Annotated in this window: 14 protein-coding genes and 1 pseudogene; 13 read left to right on the top strand and 2 right to left on the bottom strand. The window is 58.1% G+C overall.

What is annotated here, in order from left to right; all coding sequences use genetic code 11:
* Window positions 1–2: 2 nt before the first annotated feature.
* A complete protein-coding gene (locus H9I52_RS07575) occupies window positions 3–2,753 on the bottom strand; it encodes a PAS domain S-box protein (protein ID WP_187453370.1) in 2,751 nt (916 codons plus the stop codon).
* 95 nt (window positions 2,754–2,848) lie between these two features.
* On the bottom strand, window positions 2,849–5,911 hold the full coding sequence (locus H9I52_RS07570; RefSeq protein WP_187453369.1) for a CheR family methyltransferase: 3,063 nt from the start codon (window positions 5,909–5,911) through the stop codon (window positions 2,849–2,851).
* A gap of 399 nt (window positions 5,912–6,310) precedes the next feature.
* Here H9I52_RS07570 and H9I52_RS07565 point away from each other — a divergent pair, with 399 nt between their 5' ends.
* The 13 genes and pseudogenes from H9I52_RS07565 (at window position 6,311) to H9I52_RS07505 (ending at window position 22,189) form a co-directional block, all read left to right on the top strand.
* A complete protein-coding gene (locus H9I52_RS07565) occupies window positions 6,311–7,345 on the top strand; it encodes a chemotaxis protein CheB (protein ID WP_139516729.1) in 1,035 nt (344 codons plus the stop codon).
* Between the two features lie 335 nt (window positions 7,346–7,680).
* Window positions 7,681–8,013 carry a hypothetical protein gene (locus tag H9I52_RS07560; RefSeq protein ID WP_187453368.1) on the top strand — a complete coding sequence of 111 codons (333 nt, stop codon included), beginning with the start codon at window positions 7,681–7,683 and terminating at the stop codon, window positions 8,011–8,013.
* Between the two features lie 567 nt (window positions 8,014–8,580).
* On the top strand, window positions 8,581–8,799 hold the full coding sequence (locus H9I52_RS07555; protein WP_139516726.1) for a hypothetical protein: 219 nt from the start codon (window positions 8,581–8,583) through the stop codon (window positions 8,797–8,799).
* Window positions 8,800–9,008: 209 nt separating this feature from the next.
* Window positions 9,009–10,655, top strand: a complete 1,647-nt coding sequence (locus tag H9I52_RS07550) for an MFS transporter (RefSeq protein WP_187453367.1) — start codon at window positions 9,009–9,011, stop codon at window positions 10,653–10,655.
* A 164-nt stretch (window positions 10,656–10,819) separates the two neighbouring features.
* A complete protein-coding gene (locus H9I52_RS07545) occupies window positions 10,820–14,149 on the top strand; it encodes an efflux RND transporter permease subunit (RefSeq protein WP_187453366.1) in 3,330 nt (1,109 codons plus the stop codon).
* Window positions 14,150–14,241: 92 nt separating this feature from the next.
* A complete protein-coding gene (locus H9I52_RS07540; protein WP_187453365.1) occupies window positions 14,242–15,456 on the top strand; it encodes an efflux RND transporter periplasmic adaptor subunit in 1,215 nt (404 codons plus the stop codon).
* 84 nt (window positions 15,457–15,540) lie between these two features.
* Window positions 15,541–17,007: an efflux transporter outer membrane subunit gene (locus H9I52_RS07535; protein ID WP_187453364.1), complete on the top strand. Its 1,467-nt coding sequence runs from the start codon at window positions 15,541–15,543 to the stop codon at window positions 17,005–17,007.
* A gap of 250 nt (window positions 17,008–17,257) precedes the next feature.
* A complete protein-coding gene (locus H9I52_RS07530; protein WP_187453363.1) occupies window positions 17,258–19,051 on the top strand; it encodes an ABC transporter ATP-binding protein in 1,794 nt (597 codons plus the stop codon).
* 87 nt (window positions 19,052–19,138) lie between these two features.
* Window positions 19,139–19,435, top strand: a complete 297-nt coding sequence (locus H9I52_RS07525) for a hypothetical protein (RefSeq protein WP_139516720.1) — start codon at window positions 19,139–19,141, stop codon at window positions 19,433–19,435.
* Window positions 19,436–19,790: 355 nt separating this feature from the next.
* The gene (locus H9I52_RS07520) at window positions 19,791–20,090 is read left to right on the top strand and encodes an antibiotic biosynthesis monooxygenase family protein (RefSeq protein ID WP_262385987.1); all 300 of its coding nucleotides are present in this window, start codon (window positions 19,791–19,793) and stop codon (window positions 20,088–20,090) included.
* A gap of 57 nt (window positions 20,091–20,147) precedes the next feature.
* Window positions 20,148–20,522 carry a two-component system response regulator gene (locus H9I52_RS07515; RefSeq protein WP_187453362.1) on the top strand — a complete coding sequence of 125 codons (375 nt, stop codon included), beginning with the start codon at window positions 20,148–20,150 and terminating at the stop codon, window positions 20,520–20,522.
* 337 nt (window positions 20,523–20,859) lie between these two features.
* Window positions 20,860–21,036: pseudogene (locus H9I52_RS23300) on the top strand (M13-type metalloendopeptidase); the annotation flags it as partial.
* 280 nt (window positions 21,037–21,316) lie between these two features.
* On the top strand, window positions 21,317–22,189 hold the full coding sequence (locus tag H9I52_RS07505; protein WP_187453361.1) for a membrane-binding protein: 873 nt from the start codon (window positions 21,317–21,319) through the stop codon (window positions 22,187–22,189).
* The last annotated feature ends 95 nt before the right edge of the window (window positions 22,190–22,284 follow it).

Below are 22,284 nucleotides of genomic sequence, written 5' to 3'. Positions count from 1 at the left end.
AACTACTTCGCTTTTTTCCCGTCTTCCTTGTCCTTCTTCAGCGTAATTTCGATGCTGACGATGGTGCCACGGCCGGGGCGCGAATCGATGGTGAGCGTGCCGCCGAGCAGGTCGACGCGGTTGCGGATGCCGGCCAGCCCGATGCCACGCATGGGCACGTCTTCTCGCACCTCAAAACCCACGCCGTCGTCTTCGACGGAAATGAGCACTTGGTGGTCTTCGTGTACCACGTGCACAAACACTTCCTTGGCCTGGGCGTGCTTCATGATGTTATTGAGCAGCTCCTGCACCATGCGGTAAATGGCCGTTTCGATCAGTTTGGGGCGCTTTTTACTCAGGCCCACCAAGTGCAGGTGCACGTCGAGGCTGGTTTTCGGGATGCGCTTTACCAACTCCTGGAGCCCGCTTTTCAGACCGAAATCTTCCAGCACGCCCGGCGTCAGCTCGAAGGAAATGTTGCGCGTGGCCGTGATGGCTTCTTCCAGAAGCGCCAGGGCCGCTGTGTGCTTCTGGATGTTGGAGGAATGGTTTTCAATGTGGAGCTTGGTGGCGTACAACAATTGCCCCACGCCGTTGTGCAACGCCTCTGAAATACGCTTACGCTCAGCCTCTTGCGTGCTCATGATAGCCGACAGCACTTCCTGCTGCTGGCGCAGCTTGAGGCGCGTGTTCTCCTCTTCCATGCGGTTGCGCTCGGTCACGTCGCGGATGGTGATGAGCGTACCGGTTACCGCGTCGTCCTGTCCTTTCAAAGGCGTCAGGTAGGCATCGAAGAAGCCCGGCCGGGATAGGAAGCGATACCCCAACAACTGCACTTCTTCGCCGGCCATTACGCGCTGCATAATCGCGCGACCTTCGTCGGTGTTGAACTGCGGGTAGATGTCGTACACGCTTTGCCCCAACGCCTGCGCCTCCGGGATATTGGCAAAGGAGGTGGCCACGCGGTTCCAGGCGGTGATGCAGGCGTTGCAGTCAAGCGCCACCAGGGCGTCGATGCTGTTGTCGAGCAGGCTGCGCGAAAACTCTTTTTCTTCGCGCAAGTGATGGCGGGAGATTTCCGAATCGGTGATGTCGATGGAAAACAGCACGCCCCACCCCTTTTGCTCGTCGAAGAAGCCGAAGTTCTGGTAGAAAGCATTGTACCCGTTGAGGTCGTAGTGGCCGATGAAGGTGACCGGCTCGCCGCCCAGCAAGGCTCGGATGGGCTCGGTAAGCATCGGGAAGGCCTCGTAAATGTTGGCTCCCCGGGCTTCGTTGTCGTGGCTGCCCATGCGCTGCAACCCGGCGCCCGACATTTCCAGTATCTCGCCCTCCGGCGACAGGCGCAGCAGCACCACCGGCAGGTTTTGCAGAATGCGCCCCAGCAAGCGGTGTTGGTAGCGCAGGTCTTCCTCGGCCTCACGCTGACTGGTTTCGTCGCGCATCAGGCCCGTAAACCGGACGGGCTTGTGGGCTTCGTCGTAAAAAACCTTCCCCCGCGCCGACACGAAGTGTACCGATCCGTCGGGCCACAGCACGCGGTGGTCTAGCTCGAAAGGCGTGCGCTGCTTGATGGAGCGTTGAAAGGCGTGGGTAACGGTTGGTAAATCGTCGGGGTGAATGGCCTGTTGCAACACGTTGAACGGCACTGGCCCCGGCCCCAACGCTAACCCAAAGCTTGCCTGGGCGCGCTCGTCCCACCGCAACTCGTCGGAGCTGAACTCCCACGACCATACCCCGGCATTGGAAGCCTCCAAGGCGAGGCGCAGGTCTTCTTCGCTTGCCTCGCGCAGCTGGCGCTCGCGTTTTTGCGCCGTTACGTTGCGCCACACCATGTGAATGAGGATTTCTTCGTCGGCGTCCTGAATCAGCGTAATCACCGACTCCACCCAGATTTCCTCCCCCAAACTGCGGTGCATCAGGACTTCGCAGCGCTCCGAACCGACTTCTTTAGCCCGCTGGATGCTTTCCTGAAATAACACCTTGGTTTTCATGCCGTTAGGTTGCACTACCGGACAATGCGCCCAGGCCGGCTGCCCGATGATGTGGCTTTTGTCGGAGGCGCCTAGCAGATGCAGGGCTGCGTCGTTGCAGTCGATGTAGCGCTCGTTGCGCAGCAGCAGCACCGCGTCGTTACTCTGCTCGAAAAGGCGGCGAAACCGCGCTTCGCTGGCCCGCAGGTCTTCGGTAGCTTTGCGACGGGCCGTGATGTCAATAACTGCCACCCGGCAGTGCTGCGAAGGCTGATCGGGGTCGAGGCTGGGGGTGGCCAGGGCTTCGAGCTGGGCGAAAAAGCTCTTGCCGTCTTCGCGCAGCATTTCCACTTCGCAGGTCTGGCGGTGGTCGGCCGTGAGCGCTTTGGCCAGGAACAGATTGAACAGCAACCGATGAGCGGGCGCCACAAACAACGCAAACCGGCGCCCTTGCAGGCGTTGGCGCACGGTGCCCAACTGTTGGCTGGCGCAGATGTTGAGCTGCTGAATCAGGCCGTGGGCGTCGAGGGTGAAATAACCTACGGGCGCAAAGTCGTAGAGATCAACGTATTGCATGCGCAGGGCTTCGGTTTCGGCCTGGGCCCGCAGCAACTCTTCGTACTGCATTTCCAGCTCAATCTGGTGCACCTGCAACTCCTGCACGAGGCGCTGCACGTCCATCGACGAGTGCTCGACGTCCACAACCTGCGTCACGAGGTGCCGGCGCCGGTCGGCACGGGCGCGGAGCTGCTCCAGCGCGTCGTGCAACGAGGTAGACGATTCAAAATGGGACTCGCTCATGCCACTGGGCTCTAGAATCAAAAGGGAAGGCAGGCCAAGCCTGCCCGCATAGTCAGCACAACGACCACGCCCGCAGCAATGCGCTGCGCGCGCGATTACTCCGGCCTCGACGCGGCCGGCTTTGGAGCCTGCTCTTCTACGCCGATCAGCAGGCGGTTGGTTTTCTGGCCGTCGCTGGTGATGCGGCGCCCGTGAATGCGCAGCGAACGCGTGCTTTGGCCGTTCGGAGTCAGTTCAAGCAAAGCATCGTCAAACGATTGGTTTTCGGCCTGTAGCAGCTGCACCAGCTTACGGTGCAGCGCCGGCTGGTTCCAGATGCCGTCGCTGAGCTCCGAGAGCGGCTGGCCTTTTATTTTGTCCAGCTCCACGGCAAAGGTTTCGGTGAACGCATGGCTGGCGGTGAGGATGCGCAGCTGGGCATCGAGCACCAGCATGGGCTCGCGCACCGACTCAACGATGCTTTCGGCCATGGCGGTGCTGACGGTAAGTTGCTCTTCCAGGTTCTTTAGCTCCGTGATTTCGGTGAACGTGATCACGGCCCCGCTGATGTAGTTGTCGAGGGTGCGGTACGGCAGAATGCGCATCACAAACCACTCGCCGCGCGTGGTCTGGATGTTGGCCTCCACGGGCACCAAGCGGTCGATCACCAGGCGCACGTCCTCCATCAGCTGTTCGTGGCGCAGAGTGCTGGCGAAGTGCGTAATCGGGCGCCCCACGTCGGTAGGCAGCAGATTGATGATGCGACTCATCGAGGGAGTGAACCGCTTGATAATCAGATCATTATCCAGAAATACCGTCGCAATCTCGGTGGCATCCAGCAGGTTTTTCATGTCGTTGGCGGCCTGCGAAAGCTCTTCGGTTTTGCTTAGGTACTGCATGTTCAGGGTCATGAGCTCCTCGTTGAGGCTCTGCATTTCCTCCTTGTTGGTCATGGCCTCCTCGTTGGTGCTTTGCAGCTCCTCGTTGGCGCTTTGCAGCTCTTCGTTGGTACTTTTGAGCTCTTCCAGGCTCGACTCCATCTCTTCGACGGTCGTCTGGAGGCGGTGCTTGGTGTATTGCAGCTCTTTTTCGAGGGCCGCAATAACGGCGTCGCGGCTGAGCTCCGACGACAGCCCGGCTTTGCCTAGGCGCACTTTAGTAGGCGTGGGCATGTCTTCGAAAGCCACCAGCAGCATGCCGGCCAGTTGCTCAGGCTCGTCGAGGTACTTGGCCGTGAGGCGCAGCAGCTGAACGCCGCCTTCGGTCTTGACTTTCACGTTTTCAACCACCGCGTCGCTCCGGTCAGTGAGGGCGTTGTGCACCACGGCGCTCAGCTGGTAAGTAAGGTCTTCGCGGGCCATGTCGAAGAGGTTCATGCTGCCCATGCCGGGCGCCGGATCGAGGTATTTGCCGGTCCGGCCGTTGATGTACAGCACGTCGCCTTTGGCGTTGATGACCACTGCTGGCGGCGTAAACTCACGCAGCAGCACGCGCTGCACCAGCGAAGCAAATGGGCCTTCTTTACGGGCAGCAGGGTTCATATTGTGGGCAGAGTGAACGGGTACTTCCTGAAGGCGACCCAGGGCAAACGGAAAATTGATAAGGCGAGCCATGGACGAGCTGCCTTCGATGCGGCGCGAGAGCTTCCACTTAACGTCCAGGGGCTGAAACAAATCCTGGTAGCCGGTCAGGTTTTCCGAAGGCCCCAGAAACAGCACGGCTCCCGGGTTGAGGGCGTAATGAAAAATCGGAATCAGGTTGCGCTGCAACTCCGCCGACAGGTAGATCAGCAGGTTGCGGCACACCAGCAGGTCGAGCTTAGTGAACGGGGCGTCTTTGTTGAGGTTGTGCACGGCAAAAATGACCACGTCGCGCACTTCCTTCCGGATTTGGTAGCCCGCATCGACCTTCACAAAAAACCGCTGCAAGCGCTCCTGATTGACGTCGGCCACGATGTTTTCGCCGTACACGCCGGCCCGCGCAAACTCGATGCCTTCGGGGTTGATGTCGGTAGCGAAGATCTGGATTTTCAGGTACTTCAGCGGATCGACGCTGTCGAGGCATTCCATCAGCGTCATGGCCACGGAATAAGCTTCCTCGCCCGTCGAGCAGCCGGGCGTCCAGACGCGGATGGTGCTGTCGATGGGCTTTTCCTGGATTACCGGCCACAGCCGCTTCTTGAGTGCCTCGTACGCTTCTTGGTCGCGGAAAAACTTCGTGACGCCAATCAGCAGCTCCTTAAACAGCAGATCCACCTCTTCGGGGTTTTCCTGTAGGTAGCGCACGTAATGCGTAAACTCCTTGATTTGGTGAGAGTTCATGCGCCGCTCGATGCGCCGGAACACGGTATTGCGCTTGTAAAACGAGAAGTCGTGCCCGGTGCGGCTCCGAATCAGGATAAAGATTTTCTGGAGGGCGTGGGCGGGCTTGGAGGCCGACTCGGCCACTTCACGGCGCGGCCGGTTCATCACCGGTATTTTGAGGTATTCGATCAGCTTGGCGGGCAGCTGCTCGGCGGGCAGCACATAATCGACAAACTCGGTGGCAATGGCCGAGCGCGGCATCGAGTCGTACTCGGCCGTTTCGGGGGCTTGCACCATCACCATCCCGAAGTTTTCCATCACCATTTTCAGCCCGATGGTGCCGTCGGTGCCCAGGCCCGAGAAGATGATGCACACGGCCCGCTCGCGGGCATCTTTGGCCAGGTTTTGCAGGAAAAAATCGATGGGCAGGCGGCGGCCCCGCGGCTGCGTGGGCGTAAACAGCAACAGCGTGCCGTGCAGCATGCTCATGTCGCGGTCGGGCGGAATCACGTACACATGGTTGGGCTGCACTTTGAGGCCGTCTTCGGCCTGCAACACAGGCATGGGCGTGAAGTACTGAATGACCTGCGTGAGCTCGCCCTGCTGGTCGGGGCTCTGGTGCGTGACCACCACGAAGGCCATGTCGGGATCGGCAGGCATGTTGCGAAAAAACCGCTCTAACCCTTCGATCGAGCCCGCCGAGCCACCCAGACACACCACCGGAAACTTATCCGACGGGTCTTCCTGCCGCTGGGCTTCGCGCAGCTGTATCGGCGACACCATCGCATCAACGGGCATCGCGTCTCCGTCCGTCAGAAGAATGGGCTCCTCCGGCTCAGGAAGCTGATCGGGAGACATATGATCGAGTGGGCTCATGGGGTGGGGTAAAAGGCCTTATGCATGCCGCTGCGCAGGACTATCGAAAAGCAAAACAAGAGGCCGCAAGTATTAATTCGGCACCTATTAAAGCAAACGTCTCATTATCAAGAATATACAGTTATATTCAGACCAGATCGACAGGCGGCCGCATTTCCATAGCAGTACGGCCGGCACTGGTAAAGCTCCTAAGGATTTTTGAGCGAATGGGCATTCGCGCGTTTCACCTCGGTTTTTCTATTAAAAATACCTTTAAATAACGGGCTTTGGGCAACAAATATGCGATTAATACGGAGCCCCATTCGTAGCCCCGACGGTGCTGCTTGCCGTAGATATTCTCAGGCACGAACGCTGGTCGGCTTGCTTGCGGGCCAGGGTTCGCATTCTTCCTCTCTGATCGTGGACAACCGCCAACACCTTATCGTCATCGGTGCGTCGGCGGGCGGCATGCCTGCTTTGTGTTGCCTCGTCGAGCAGCTGCCCGCCGACTTGCCCGCCGCGGTGCTGGTCGTGCAGCATTTTGCGCCCGACTCATCGGGCGAGCACTTGGTGCAACGCCTGGCACGGCATACCAAGCTGCGCTGCATTCTGCCCCACGACGGCGAGCCCATCGAAGCGGGTTGCTTGTATCTGGCCCCACCCGACCGGCACCTGCTCGTGAAAGAACAGCATCTGCTTGTTACGAAAGGGCCGCGCGAAAATCATTTCCGCCCCTCGGCCGACGCGCTATTTCGTTCAGCATCAGTATATTATAACACGTCCGTTATTGGCATCGTTCTGACTGGCATGTTGCACGACGGCACAGCCGGGCTGGAGTTTATCAAGCGTTCCGGCGGGCGGGCCGTGGTGCAGGACCCTATGGAGGCCGAGTTTCCGAGCATGCCGGAAAGTGCGCTGCACAACGTGCCCATCGATTATGTGGTGCCGTTGTCGGAGATGGGACATTTGCTGCAGCGCTTGGTTCAGATGCCAATACTCAACGGCAGGACCATTCCGGAAGACATTAAACTAGAGGCCGCCATTGCGGAAAGAGTTGTGGGCACTACACAGGACGTAAGTAAAATCGGCAAACTGATGCCCATGACCTGCCCCGACTGTGGAGGCACTTTGTGGGAGATTAAGCAAGGCAAAGTGCTGCGCTACCGCTGTCACACTGGCCACGCTTTCACCGCCGACTCGCTCTACAAGCTCACGCAGGAAAGCCTGGAAGAGAGCTTGTGGGTGGCGCTGCGCATGATGGAAGAGCGCAAAAACCTGCTCATCAGCATGGCCAGCCGCGGCGAAGGCCCGTACGCCGTGCAGCAGGAAGAGCGCATCGAGGAAATCAAAGTGCACATCAACCGCCTGCGCGAGTTTTTGCTCAGTAGCACGCCTCCACCCCGCACCAGCCACGAGCACGGCAGCCAAGTGGCAGCTGCCCCGGACAATCAGTAGCTACGGTTTCGGAGGACGTAACCCGCGCGAGTAGTGGCCCAAACGCCGATTCGGCGAATGCCCACGGCCTCAACCAGCTCAGCCCGGCGGAGTCTGTGTGGCAAGAAATATCATATACACTTTGATTCTGTTCAGCGGCGGAAGTACGGAGGCAAAAGCATATTAGCCCATCCTTTTACACAGCTAACTCCTTGACTAACTTTGGGTTTCTGTGTAACTTAAGCATCCGACCCTCCTGATTATTTTGGCTGATTGTGCGGCATCAGAGCGGGCGGTATTACCGGTGTTTCGGTACGTGCTTACGGCTTTTACGCTGCTCAACTTTCATCGGCTGTATGAACACTTCCGCCTTCGATTCGACGCAGCAACCCTCCTCCGAACTGCGCTTTACGCTATTCAACCCGGACGGCGCGGACATCCCGCAGATGGCGCGCGAGCTGACCCGGCGCCCCGAATTGGCGCGGCCGCATTTGCTCGTTGACTGCTCCCGGCTGCAGTGCGTGCGCCAATACGGGGTGAGCCATTTTGTGTCGCAACTGTTGCTGCTGCATCAGGCCGGGGCTTATATCGTGCTCCGCAACGTCGATCCAGTACTGATGCGCTGCTTGGAGCTGCTCAAGGTCAGCCACTTGTTTCATGCCTCGCTTGGTGCGCCCACTGAAGCGTAAAAGGATTATTTTCTTACAAGTATTTGACAGTCAATTATTTATATAAAATCAATTATTTTATACCTCTCTGTACCGGTGTCAAATGCGGAGGCCTTTTACGTATTCTTCAAAGTAAAATTCCGTAGTATTCACGGTGCACTAGCTTTTCTTAATGGCGATCTTTGTAGTGAGACGGCTTCTCAAGTAGCAGAAACGCAGCAGGAGCATTTCTGTCTGCACCCTGGGGAAGCTGACTACGCTATAATTGCAATAGCCTATTCTCCTGCATTTACTTATCGGAGCCGGGCCTGTAGGGTTGCGGCGTGATTGGTTGCCCCGGCCCCGCGTGTCTCGCGCGGGGCCGGGGTTTTTTATGCTGGTACGGTCGCTGGTCGCTGCCTCTGCCAAGGCTCTTTTGGCGTACCCCGATCTTCTCCTGCATGAGCAGGTCAGAATCCGGCAGCGGGCATCCGTAAAAATGCGTAAATATCTGTATTACAGAACATTTACTTAATTTTTACACCACTATTTAGGCGGCATTTTCGTTAAAGGCACAGGTTTAATTTTCCACCCTCAACCCTTACAACAATGCCAAACAGAAGCGCACGTGGCGGCACTTCGGAGCAGCATTCCGAAGCCGGCAAAAAGGGAGCAGAAGCTCGCAACAGCACCAGCAAAACTGGGGGCATGCCCAACTCTGGCAACATGGCCAACACTGGCAAAATGCCCAACACCGGTAAACAAAGCGGTGGTGCCTCTTCTCCTGATCAGCACACCGTAGCTGGCAAAAAAGGCAGCAAAAAATAGTCGGAGGGCGGCCTGCCCAGTGGCAGGCTACCCTCGGAACAGCTTGCCTTTCGACCTTTCTTTTATCCGCAGCGCAACATCCCCGGGCCGGCTGGCGCGGGGATGTTTTTGTTTGGGCAGCGCGGTACGGCAGCATTTTTTGCCGGAGCTACGTAAGCTAGTCCCGAACGCGCCACCCTATGCAAGACGCGTCCGTACGTTGTTCGAGTATGCCTGCTTCTACTACCGTTTCGCCAGCGCCTCTTGTTTCGCCCTGGGCACCTCTGAAGGAGGGATTTTTCCGGATGCTCTGGATTGCTTCCTTCGTCTCCAACATCGGCACCTGGATGCAGAACGTGGGCGCCGTGTGGCTGATGACCCACCTGACCAACTCTACGGTGCTGGTAGCCCTGATGCAAACGGCTTCGGCCCTGCCCATTTTTCTGCTCAGCCTGCCCGCCGGCGCCCTCGCCGACCTCGTAGACCGGCGCAAGTTTCTGCTCATCACCCAAACCTGGATGGGCGTAGTCGCGCTTGTGCTGGCCGCCGTAACGCTGCTGGGTCATATTTCGCCCTGGGGCCTGCTCTTCCTGACTTTCACCCTGGACATCGGCGGAGCGCTCAACAACCCCGTATGGCGCTCGGTAACGCCGGAGCTGGTGCCGCGCTCGCAATTGCCGGCTGCCATCACGCTCAACAGCATCAGCTTCAACTTGGCGCGGGCCGTGGGACCGGCGTTGGGTGGGTTGGTGGTGGCCTATTTTTCGGCGGGCTTTGCGTTTCTGCTCAACGGGTTGTCGTTTCTGGCCACTATCTACATGGTATATAGCTGGAAACGCGAGGCCCAGCCACCGACTACGGCACTGGCCGGCGAACGCATTTTGGCGGCCATGCGCGGGGGCGTGCGCTACGCCCGCTTCTCGCCGCCGGTGCAGAACATTCTGGTGCGGGCGTTCTTCTTCACGTTTGGGGCCAGCATCGTGTTTGCGCTGCTTTCGCCAGTGGTTGCTAAGCTGCTGCACCAAACCGGCGCGGTGTATTCTATTCTGCTCTCGTGCATGGGCGGCGGGGCCGTGCTTACGGCGTTGCTGCTGCCGCGCCTCAACCGTGCGTTCAGCATTGATAAGCGGGTGTCGCTGGCAGCCGTGCTGTTTGCGGTGGTGGTGCTGGGCATGGGCTTTTCCAGTAACCTGCCCTTGCTCTACGTACTACTCACCGCGTGCGGAGGCGCTTGGATGATGAGCCAAAACAGCTTCAACGTGGCCATTCAGACGGTGGTCCCCAACTGGATACAGGCGCGGGCCTTGGGCATTTACATCCTGGTGTTTCAGGGCGGCATGGCGCTGGGCAGCTTCACCTGGGGCGCGCTCGCCGACGAGTTTGGCCTGCCCGTTGCCCTGGCCGGGGCCGCCGCCTGGATGCTGCTGAGCATTCTGCTGGTCTTTCGGTTTTCGCTGCGCAACGGCGAAAACCTCGACTTCACCATTGCCAGCCATTGGGCCGAGCCTACCATTGTGATGGAGCCCACGCCCAACGACGGCCCCGTGCTGATCACCATCGCGTATCGCATTGCGCAAGCCGACGTCCCGACTTTCGCCGCGACCATGGAACAGCTTGGCCGCATTCGCCGGCGTGAAGGGGCCATCCGGGTGGGCCTCTACGCCGATCTGGCTGACCCCGAACGCATTATGGAATACTTCGTGGTGGAGTCGTGGGCCGAGCATGAGCGGCAGCATACGCAAGGCGTCGGCCCCGACGAAGCGGCCCTTGCTATGGCGGCCCGCCGGCTGCACCGTGGCCCGGAACCACCGGCGGTATCGCATTTTATCAATTTAAAACGTGCAGATCTGCCGCCCGCGGCCGTTATTAGCGGCTGAGTTTCATCCTGAGTTCATTTGACAGTTCTTACCTTGCGAGGTCTGCCCGACACAAGTTCGGAGCGCGCTTCCCCGAAGTAGGTTCTACCCTTTGCTGCTTCCCGGCAGTTGGCCCGCGTTGGCGGCTTATCGTTTTGTAAGCCGCCTTACTTATCCTTCCCGCTATGTGGATCGTACGTTTGGCGCTGGCGCGCCCTTATACTTTCGTGGTCATGTCGCTGCTGATTCTGGTGGGCGGCATCATGACCATTCGCCGCATGGCGGTCGATATTTTTCCGGAGATCAACATTCCCGTGGTAGGCGTGGTCTGGACGTACGCCGGCATGAGCCCCGAGGAAATGAACCAGCGCGTGGTAACCGTAAACGAGCGCTCCTACTCGACCACCGTCGCCAACATCGAACACATCGAATCACAGTCACTTAAGGGCTTAGGCCTGATAAAAGTTTTCTTTCAGCCGGGCTCCAATGTGGAAGCCGGCGTAGCCCAGATCACTGCCCAGACCCAGACCCTGCTGCGGGTGCTGCCGCCCGGCATTACCCCGCCGCTCATCATCCGGTATTCGGCCTCCAACGTGCCCATTGCCCAAACCAGCCTCAGTTCCGACAACCTGGGCGAATCGGATTTGTACGACGCGGGCAATGCTTTCATCCGGCCGGGGCTGGCAGTAGTGCAGGGGGCCTCGGTGCTGCTGCCCAACGGCGGCAAGCCCAAGCAAATCATGGTCGACCTGAACCCCGCCGCGCTGGCGGGCAAAGGCCTGTCGGGCAACGATGTGGTAGCCGCCCTCACCGCCCAGAACGTCATCATTCCAGCGGGCTCGGCTAAGCTCGGCGAGCGCGAATACGACGTCAAGCTTAACAGCAGCCCCGAAGCCATTGCCACGCTCAACGACTTGCCCATCAAGCAGGTAGGCGGCTCCATGGTGTATGTGCGCGACGTGGCCTACGTGCACGAAGGCTTTGCAGTGCAGCAAAATATTGTGCGCCAAAACGGACGCCGCACGGCCATCATTCCCCTCCTGAAAAGCGGCGCGGCCAGCACCCTCGACGTAATCGAAGGCATCAAGAAGACGTTGCCCAAGATCCAAGCTATCGTGCCTAATGGCTTGAATATCAAATTGTTATTCGACCAGTCGTTTTTCGTGCGCGCTTCCATCAAAGGCGTAGTGCTCGAAGCCTGCATCGCGGCCATGCTCACCGGCCTGATGATTTTGCTGTTCTTGGGGTCGTGGCGCTCGACGCTCATCATTGCCACTTCCATTCCGCTCTCGATTCTGGTCAGCATCATTGTGCTGCACCTCTTGAGCCAAACGCTCAACATCATGACCCTGAGCGGCTTATCGCTGGCTGTGGGTATTCTGGTGGACGACGCCACGGTGGAGATCGAGAATATTCACCGCAACATGGGCATGAAGAAGGGCCTGAAGCGCTCGATTCTGGACGGCGCCCAGCAGATTGCCACGCCGGCCTTGGTGGCCACGCTCTCGATTTGCATTGTGTTTGTACCGGTCTTTTTCCTGGCGGGTGCGGCGTCATCCATCTTCGCGCCGCTGGCCATGTCGGTGATTTTTGCCATGCTGGCCTCCTACCTGCTCTCCCGGACGCTGGTACCAACGCTGGTTATGTATTTGCTGCGCAAGGAGTTACCAATCTACCACAAAGAAGGCACGCTGCACCTGCCCACCGAGGAAGTGCGCGACGGCCACCCTGTAAGCCCCGAAGAGGCGCGCCTGGAGCAGCTACTGCGCGAAAATTACGAGAAGCGCCACCCCAGCGCCGACCCCAACGAAGTCGCCGAAGACCCCATCACTGACGCCGAACGCAAGGCCGCCGAAGGCATCGAAAATAGCTGGGTGTGGCGCCTGCACAAAGGCTTTGACCACGGCTTTGAGCGCCTCCGCAACACCTACCGCAGCGCCTTGGATTGGTCGCTGAACCACCGTAAAATGGTGGTGGCATCTTTTGCGGTGCTGTTTCTGGGGTCGGGCTGCCTATATCCGTTCATTGGGCAAAACTTCTTCCCGAAAGTGGACGCCGGCTTGCTGCGGCTGCACGTGCGGGTGCCCACCGGCACGCGCATCGAGGAAACCGAGCGCCGCTTTGCGCAGGTAGAAAAAGTGATTCGGGAGGTGATTCCAGCCGATGAGCTGGACTTGGTGATGGACAACATCGGCCTGCCCGTTATTTCCATCAACCTGCTGCTCAGCGACAATCCCACCGTGGGCTCCGGCGACGGCGAGATTCTGGTGTCGATGCACGAAGACCACGGCCCAACCGCTGCCTACATCACCGAAATTCGGCGGCGCCTCAAGCAGCAGCAACCCGACCTGATCGTGTTTTTTCAGGCGGCAGATATTGTGAATCAAACGCTCAACTTTGGCCTGCCCGCCCCGATTGACGTGCAAGTGGTCGGCAAGAACAGAATCGCCAACCAGAAGATTGCGGCAAAGCTAAAGGAGCGGATTGCCAATATTCCGGGCGTAGTGGATGCCTTTGTATATCAAGCATTTGACCAGCCCCAGCTGCGCATCGACATCGACCGGGTACGGGCCCAGCAGGCCGGCCTTTCGCAACGCGACATTGCCAATAACGTGCTGGTCAACCTCAGTTCCAGCACCCAAACGTCGCCCAACCAGTGGCTAAACCAGCAAACGGGCGTGAGCTACGCAGTGGCCGTGCAGACGCCTCAACGCGACCTCTCGACGATGGACGAGCTGCAAAACATCGGCGTGACCAGCGCCACCCAAAATGCTACCCAACTGCTGAGCAACTTCGCCGTAGTCCGCCGCACCCAGACCTCGGCCGTAGCCAGCAACTACAACATTCAGCGGGTGCTGGACGTGTACGCCAGCGTTGAAAACCGCGACTTGGGCAGCGTCAGCACCGACATTCAGAAGATCATTTCGGAGGTTGAAAAAGACTTACCCAAAGGCACCACAATCACTGTACGCGGCCAGATCGAGAGCATGCACACCTCCTTTGTGGGCCTCGGGTTTGGCTTGTTGGGCGCCATTGTGCTGGTGTACTTGCTGATGGTCGTCAACTTCCAGTCGTGGCTCGATCCGTTCATCATCATCATGGCATTGCCGGGCGCTATGTCGGGCATTCTGTGGATGCTGTTTGTGTCGCAGACGACCTTCAGCGTACCCTCTTTGATGGGCGCCATCATGTGCATTGGAGTGGCCACGGCCAACAGTATTCTGCTCGTGACGTTTGCCAACGAGCGCCGCGAAGAAGAACCCGATCTCAACCCGCGTGATGCGGCGCTGGACGCGGGCTATACGCGTCTGCGCCCCGTACTCATGACAGCGTTGGCAATGATTATCGGCCTGACTCCCATGGCGTTAGGTTTGGGCGAAGGCGGCGAGCAGAATGCTCCGCTGGGCCGGGCCGTAATTGGCGGCTTGCTGCTGGCCACCGTCACGACGCTGTTCTTTGTGCCCATCATGTTTTCGTATTTGAAGAAGAAAGAACCCGCTGCCGTTGCGGCGTAGAAAATTCAATCATATATAAGTATTTGATTATCAATCACTTATATAATTACTACACGGTGCGATTTCCCCGGAAATCCTAACCTGAAACTCTGATGACTGACGACTCAACGGCTCCGCGGAGCAACCGCCGTTTTTGGATAACCATCCTGGTAATAGCCGTCGTGTTTGGCGGACTGTTCTTGCTGGGTTTGCTACCGCGTCTGCGCCGTGAAAAAGCGCTGAACGCGGAAAGCAAAACGGCCGCCACGGCCGCGCCCGTCCTGACGGTGCAACCCGCCCGCCCGGCCCCCGATTCTACCCGGATTGAGCTGCCCGCCGACACCAAATCGAACCGGGAAACCTTCGTGTTTGCCCGTACCGATGGCTTCGTAAAGGCATGGTACGCCGACATCGGAACCCGGGTGCGCCGCGGCCAGCTTTTGGCCCTCATCGCCACCCCCGAGCTGGACCAGCAGATCTCCGAATCGCGGGCCAACCTGGGCTTGGCGCGCACCAGCTACAACCGCCTGCGGAGCGTGGAGCTGCCGGGCGCCATTTCCAAACAGGAGCTTGACGAAGGCCAGGCGCAATTTGCCGCCCGCCAAGCCGCCGTCAATCGGCTGACGGCGTTGCAGGAGTTTCGCCGCGTGGTAGCGCCGTTTAGCGGCATCGTGACCCAGCGCAACGTAGAAGTAGGCTCGCTGGTATCGACCACCAACGCCGAAGGCGCCCAGCTCTTCAAAATTGAGCAGACGGATACGCTGCGGGCTTTTGTGAATGTGCCCCAAAACTACGTTCCCAGCATCCGGCCCGGCCTGACTACGGATGTGCTGGTGCCCGAATTTCCCGACCGCAAGTTTGCTGGCCGTGTTTCGCGGAGCGCCGGCGCCCTGAATACCTCGACGCGCACGCTGCTCACGGAAGTGAAAGTGGCCAACCGCGATCAGAAGCTCTTGCCCGGCATGTTTGCGCAGGTGCGTTTCAACCTTGTGCGCACCACGCCCAGTGTCATTATTTCGGCCAATGCGCTGGTGCCGGGCGGCACCACACCGCAGGTAGTAGTTGTGCAAAACAACAAAGTACACTACCAGCCTATCACCCCGGGCCGCGACTTTGGTGCCCAACTCGAAGTTATCCAGGGCCTTAAGGGCGGCGAACTATTGGTAATTAACCCTGCCGAAACTTTGCAGGAAGGCCAGGAAGTAAAAACCAGGCTGGCCGAGGTCAAGAAGCCCGAAAGCCCGGCTACCCCAGCAGCCGCGCCGCGCTTCAACGACCCGGACCGCCCGCGCGTTTCGTCGCCCCTTGATGGAAGAGCCAACCCGTAGAAGTTGGCACAAATTATTTTATAAACTATTGATAATTAATCATTTATATAAATCATCTTTTTGCTTTAGCTCTTCCTACTTCGCATGAAGTTGTATACACTTGTCCTTGGTTTGCGGCACGGTTTGCTGTATTTTTTTACTGCGTTGCTACTGGCGGGTTGCGCAACGACTTCGCACTACCAAGCGCCGGATGTACCCACCCCGACGCAGTGGCGCAACGCTCCTTCTACGCAGGCAGCTAGCCATACTCCGCCCTCCGCAACCGCATCTGTATTGCCCCAAGCCCCGGCCGTGCCCGCCTGGTGGACGCTTTACAACGACCCCGACCTCACGGCCCTCGAACAACAGGCTTTGGGAGCCAATTTCAGCGTACAGGCCGCCGTATCGCGGGTGGAAGAAGCGCGCGCCAACGTATTGGTAGTCAATTCCTACCGTTCACCGGAGGTAACGCTTAACCCCTCGGTATTTCGCAGCCGCCTATCGGCGTTGCGCCCCTTAGCCATTCCGAATGTGGCAGCGGTGGGCGTGAAGCAACAGCAGTTTTACGTTCCCCTGAATGTGAGCTACGAAGTCGATGTGTGGGGTCGTTTACGGCGCAACGTGCAGGCCGCCGAAGCCGACCAGCAGGCCAGCGAAGCCGAGCTGCGTACCGTGCAGCTCACCCTTACTACCGACGCGGCCAACTACTATTTCAGCATCCGCAGCCTCGACGCCGATTTAGGCGTGCTCGACAGCACGCGTCAGGCCCGAATTCAGAATTTGCAGCTCGTGCAGGCCCGTTTCAAAGCTGGCGTCGACAACGAAATCGGCGTGCGCCGCGCCGAAACCGAGCTAGCCAACGTCGAAGCCGGCATCATTGAGTTGAAGCGGCAGCGTGCGGGGCTCGAAGCCGCGCTGGCTACTGTGTGCGGTCAGCCGGCCAGTACCTTTACGGTGGCGCCGCGCCCTACCCTGCTGGCGGCGCCAGTTGTTCCGGCTTCGCTGCCGGCCAATCTGCTCACGCGCCGTCCCGATTTGCAACAGGCCGAGCGCCAGCTGTCCGCCGCCAATACCCGCATCGACGTGGCCCGCCTAAATCGCCTGCCCGCTGTGGAGCTCACCGGCTACGTTGGCCCGCAGAGCTCGCAACTCACTGAAATCATGCGCCTTAACCAAAGCTACACGTATTACGTGGGCGGCGGCATTGCCATCCCAATCTTCAACGGCGGCCGCAATCGTGCCAATCAGCAAGTGGCTGAAGCGCGCTACAACACGGCGGCGGCCCAGTACAAGCAATCGGCGCTGGTGGCTTTTCAGGAAGTCGAAACGGCCCTAGCCGATGTGCAGCAAAGCGCCGCCCAGCTCCAGGCCCAGCAGCGGGCGTTGCGTTCGGCCCGCCTCGCCGGCCTGCTCACCCGGGAGCGCTACAACCGCGGCCTTACCAACTACTTCGAAGTAGTTGACGCCGACCGCATTACCCTTGATGCGGCTCGCTTGGTCGTCCAGACGCAAGGCGATCAGCTACGCTACAGCGTGCAGCTCATCAAGGCGTTGGGCGGAAGTTGGGAGTAAGAAAACCATTCTGGCAGCCCCAGTACATTCTACCATAACGCCGTTTGGTGTCCGGAGCGCAGTATTGGATGCTAGACGGCGTTATGTCATTCAGGCCGTGAAAGCAACAAACACTGGTTTCGCAATTATCAGTTAATCAGTTACTTATACTTGCCGCGAATTCTGTATCTTCTCGAGTCGCATAAAGAAACAGCGCTGCCAAAACTTATCGCCGTCCGTGGCGCTTTGCTAGTAGATTCTTTTGCTCCCTATGAAACTCCTCTACGCTTACTTACGCAACTATTGGGGCCTACTGGTGCTGGCTCTGGTACTGGCGGCCATCAACCAGATCTTTTCCTTGCTCGACCCCTGGGTCTTCCGCAAAATCATTGACCAGTACGTCGTTAAGCCGACGGGCGGGCTGCACTACCAAGGCTTTGGGCCGTTTATTCGGGGGGCGGGGCCGCTGATTTTGCTGGCTATGGGCGTGGCCATGGTGTCACGGATTGCCAAAAACTTTCAGGATTACTACGTCAACGTCATCACCCAGCGCCTAGGCGCTCAGCTCTATTCCGATGGGTTGCGGCACTCGCTAGAGTTGCCTTACCAAGTGTTTGAGGATCAGCGTTCGGGCGAAACGTTGGGCAAGTTGCAGAAGGTCCGGGCCGACGTCGAGAAGCTGATCCAATCCTTTGTGAATGTGTTGTTTACGTCCATCGTAGGCATCGTATTCGTGATGTGGTACGCGGCCTCGGTGTACTGGCCCATTGCACCAGCCTACTTCCTCACCATTCCGCTGCTGGGCTTCATCAGCTCGGTGCTGAGCAAGCGCATCAAGACTATTCAGAAAACCATCGTGGCCGAAACGACCGCGCTGGCCGGCGCCACCACCGAAAGCCTGCGCAACATTGAGCTGGTAAAAAGCCTGGGCCTGGCCCAACAGGAAACCGAGCGGCTCAACGCCACTACCGGCAAAATCCTGAAGCTGGAACTGAAAAAGGTCCGCTACATCCGGTCGTTGTCGTTTGTGCAGGGCACGTTTGTCAACCTGTTGCGCAACGCCATCATGCTGATGATGCTGTTTCTGGTGGTGCAGGGCCGCATTACGGTAGGCGAATTCTTCTCGCTGTTCATCTACTCATTTGCCATCTTCGGGCCGTTGCAGGAACTGGGCAACATCATCAACGTGTACCGCGAAACGGAAGCTTCGCTGGCCAACTTCCAGCAGATTCTGGACACGCCGAAGGAAGTAAAACCCGCGCATCCCAAAAAGATTAACCAGATTCAAACGCTTGCTTTTGAGGACGTTCGCTTCAAGCACCTCACGGCCAGTAGTGCCGCCTTGGATGGCATTTCGTTTGAAACGCAACTGGGCGAAACCATCGCCTTTGTGGGGCCATCGGGATCGGGCAAAACGACGCTGGTGAAGCTGCTGGTAGGCTTGTATCCGCCGGCGGCGGGCCGCATTCTCTACAACGGCATCCCCGGCTACGAGCTGGACCTAGACGAGCTGCGCGAAGAGATTGGTTTTGTCACGCAGGATACGCAGCTTTTTGCCGGCACCATTCGCGAGAACCTGCGCTTTGTGGCGCCCAACGCCACCGACGAAGAGTGCCTCCGTGCACTCCACGAAGCGGCAGCCGATTCGCTGCTGGCCCGCGCCCCGCAAGGCCTCGATTCGGTGATTGGCGAAGGCGGCGTGAAAGTATCGGGTGGTGAAAAACAGCGCCTTAGCATCGCACGCGCCCTGTTGCGCCGCCCTACTTTGCTCGTGTTCGACGAAGCCACGTCCGCCCTCGACTCGCTTACGGAAGAAGAGATTAGCAAGACGGTGCGGGAGCTGTCGGGCTCGCGGCAGCACATCACCATCCTAATTGCGCACCGCCTCAGCACCATCCTGCACGCCGATCGCATCTATGTGCTTGAGCGTGGGCATGTTGCCGAATACGGCCGCCACGAAGAGTTGCTGGCCCAGAAAGGTCTGTACTATGCCATGTGGCGGCAGCAAATCGGCGAGCGCCCTACGCCCGCCGTTGCGTCGGCGAAGCAGTTGGCGAAAGCGTAATCTGCTCGCGCAATTTTGAAGCGGTAGCAACTATCAGTTTAGCAAGCATTTGCGTGCGTTCTGTACGCAAGTGTGCTACATTAGAGCATGGAACAGCCTCAGAATATGGCCGATGTGCTCGCCGAAAACGCAGACCTGCGGGCCCAGCTAACCAAGCGCAACGCCCAACTCTACGACGCCCTGTGCGCTTTGGCCAGCATGTGGAACCAGTATTGTCCGCCTCCGCGCACACACCAGTCGATGTCGGCTGGTGAGGAAGCGGAAGAAGTATTGACGGAATGGCGCTTGCTGCTGCCCGATAAGTCAGCGCTTTACCTCGACGAACTATCCAGCGGTCCCGAAGAATTACCCGAGCAGGTAAGGTCTTTATTATCAGATATTTGACCAAACTGATGCCTTTTGCTAAACCTGTGCTATCTCGCGAGTTTCAGCCTTCGCTGCCTGCCACTTACAATAGCGTAGAGTGTTCGTTCAGAAGAGCATACGCGGCACTGTAGGCCGCATCTGATTACAACTGAGCACCCGGTTTGCCTGGAAAAGCGCCGCCTCGGTGGGGCATAGTCAGGCACTCGGAAAGCTCAAGATACCTGTATGATTTTTTGATTATAATTCCCTACTTACGAGGTGCATCTTCCTGCTTCAAGCAGGCGTCGGCAACACACGCTGGCTTGGCATCCGTCGGGGAGAATGTAGGTGTGCGTTCTGCCCTCTTTGCCCGTTCTTCTACCTCGTAACGACCATGTTGTACGCTCGTATTTTTCAGGTTGACCTCCAGCCCGGCACCACCCCGCAGGCAGTCGAACTCTTTCGCAACGCCATCGCGCCGGTCCTGAAGGTGCAACCAGGCTACGTTACCAGCCGTTTCCTGACCAATACTGCCGCCAATCGGTGCCTGGCCGTGATGTACTGGGACAACGAAGAGCACCGAAAGGAGGCCGAAACCAACGGAGAGGTGCAGGAAGTTTTTGATCATTTGGCGCCCTATTTTGCAGGCCAGCCCAGCATTGACTATTATGAGGTAGCCGTGCAGACCTTTTAAGCAATGGCATGGGCGGCACAAGCGGAGATGATGTACCCTAGTTAACGTGTTTCATTCATGACGATCCTGGTGGTAGACGACGAAATGGACATCAAGCTGCTGTTTGAGCAGCGGTTTCGCCGCGAACTTCGCAGTGGGGAACTGAATTTGGCCTTTTGCTATTCGGGCGAGCAGGCCTTGACTTATCTGGCCGAGCATCCCTCCCAGACCCAGCTGGTGCTCTCGGACATCAACATGCCGGGCATGAGTGGCTTGGAGCTGTTGCGGCACATCCGGGAGCAATACCAGACGCCGCCACCCGCCGTGATGATGCTCACGGCTTACAGCGACGAGCAGACCCGCCAGCAAGCCCTGACGCTGGGGGCCGATGATCTGCTGTCCAAACCCGTCGATTTTCCAGCGCTGAAGGCCAAGCTAAAAAACGTCGCATAGCCTAACACAAATAGTTGATAATTAAGTATTTGTGTTAATAATATTTTCTCTTTTGCAGGCGTACTGGCTTCCGGGTAGTGGCAGAACCTGTCGGACGCGCTGGGAACTGCTGGTGCTCCCTCAATTTCAGGCACTTATCTTCTGCTACAACCCAAATGTGGCATCCACTGCTTTCCTGCATACTGCTGATCCTCAATCGGTAAGCCACGATACAGCACTGCGTATTTCTGGTATCGCTGCAACATCGGCGACTTGTGCGGCGTGACGGTAGCCTATCCAGCGTTCAAAAAACGGCACAGGGCAAGGGCAACCAACTGGTTGACGCCTCACGCCCGACCAGCGTTTCTTCCTATCCTACGCTTTCATTTGGCGCACCAAAGCCCGGAATGAAAGCGTAAGGACGCAGGTACTCACCGACCCCCATTCCCCCAGCCGGTTCCGGGTCGACGGGCCGCTGTCAAACCTGGATGCGTTCTACACCGCTTTCAACATCGAAGAAGGCGATGCCATGTAGCGGCCCGCAAAGGAGCGGTTGGTCATTTGGCAGGCTACAGTACAACACCCCTGACGCTAGAGCCCCAACCCGTAAGCTTACGGATTGGGGCTCTTTTATTCCTAGTTCTCCTCCAAAAAACGGCTTACCTCCTCGGGCAGCTTACGCCGAACTTTTTTCACGATTTCAAACGAAAATAGCTTCGGTTAACGTTATGCTTACAGACCAGTGATCAGTTGTATTCCGCCGTTAGATTGGCAGCAAAGTTGCCTGGTAATGCTATAGCCAAAAGGATTTTCCCATGACCCAAAATCGCATCTTCCGCCGCTTTGCAGGTTTGTTGCTTGCCGGGTGGCTTCTGCTTACGGGCAATGCTTTTGCCCAATCTTCCGCTACTGGCACTCGCGACGTGCTGCGCGAAATCACGGACGTAGTGGGGCTCAAGCCGCGCTTCGAGTTGCGAGCAACTACCGAAGTCCAAAATGCCGCAGCCGTGGTGTACGGTGGAAAACGTTATTTACTATATAACCCCGAGTTCGTATCGGCCGTCAATAAGGCTGGCCGCACCGACTGGGCCGGCATCAGCATTTTGGCGCACGAAATGGGACACCACCTCAACGGGCACACGTTGCGCGCCGGGGGTTCGCAACCCGCCGACGAGTTGGAAGCCGACGAGTTTTCGGGCTTTGTACTGCGCAAAATGGGCGCCAGCCTCGCCGAAGCCCAAACGGCCATGGCCGTAATCTCCGACGACGAAGGCTCGGAAACGCACCCCGGCCGGGCACCCCGCCTGAAATCTATCAGCGATGGTTGGAAACGTGCTAACGATCAGATAGTTGCCAGCACGCATTCGACGGCCCCCTCGGCCGCACCCGTTGCGTTGGCAAGCCGTCCGGCCCAACCGGTAGCGGGTTCGCCGGTGAAAGTGCTTGGCAAAATCACCTTCCGCAGCAACCCCGACGCGCAGTACTACCTGATTAATGGCTTGAAAGTGGTGCGCCTCGACGAAGATTCGAGCACGGTTGAAGTAGTCGGACGCCTCACCCGCTCGACAAGCGCATCGTTTCCTTACATCTTGGTCGACGAACAGGATAACCGCCTGTACGTCAGTGCGCGCGGTGGCGTATTCAACAACCGCGGCCAACAGGTAGCCCTTCTTTCCGACCCGTCATAACTAATTAATAATCAACCATTTATAAAAGACAGTCTCTACTTGAGGCTGTCTTTTTTGTTTGTTGCCTTTAACGGCGCTTTTTGCTCCCACTGGTA

It is taken from the genome of Hymenobacter sp. BT491 (assembly GCF_014349165.1).
GTDB lineage: Bacteria > Bacteroidota > Bacteroidia > Cytophagales > Hymenobacteraceae > Hymenobacter > Hymenobacter jejuensis.
This window is presented reverse-complemented; position numbering and strand designations above follow the sequence as displayed.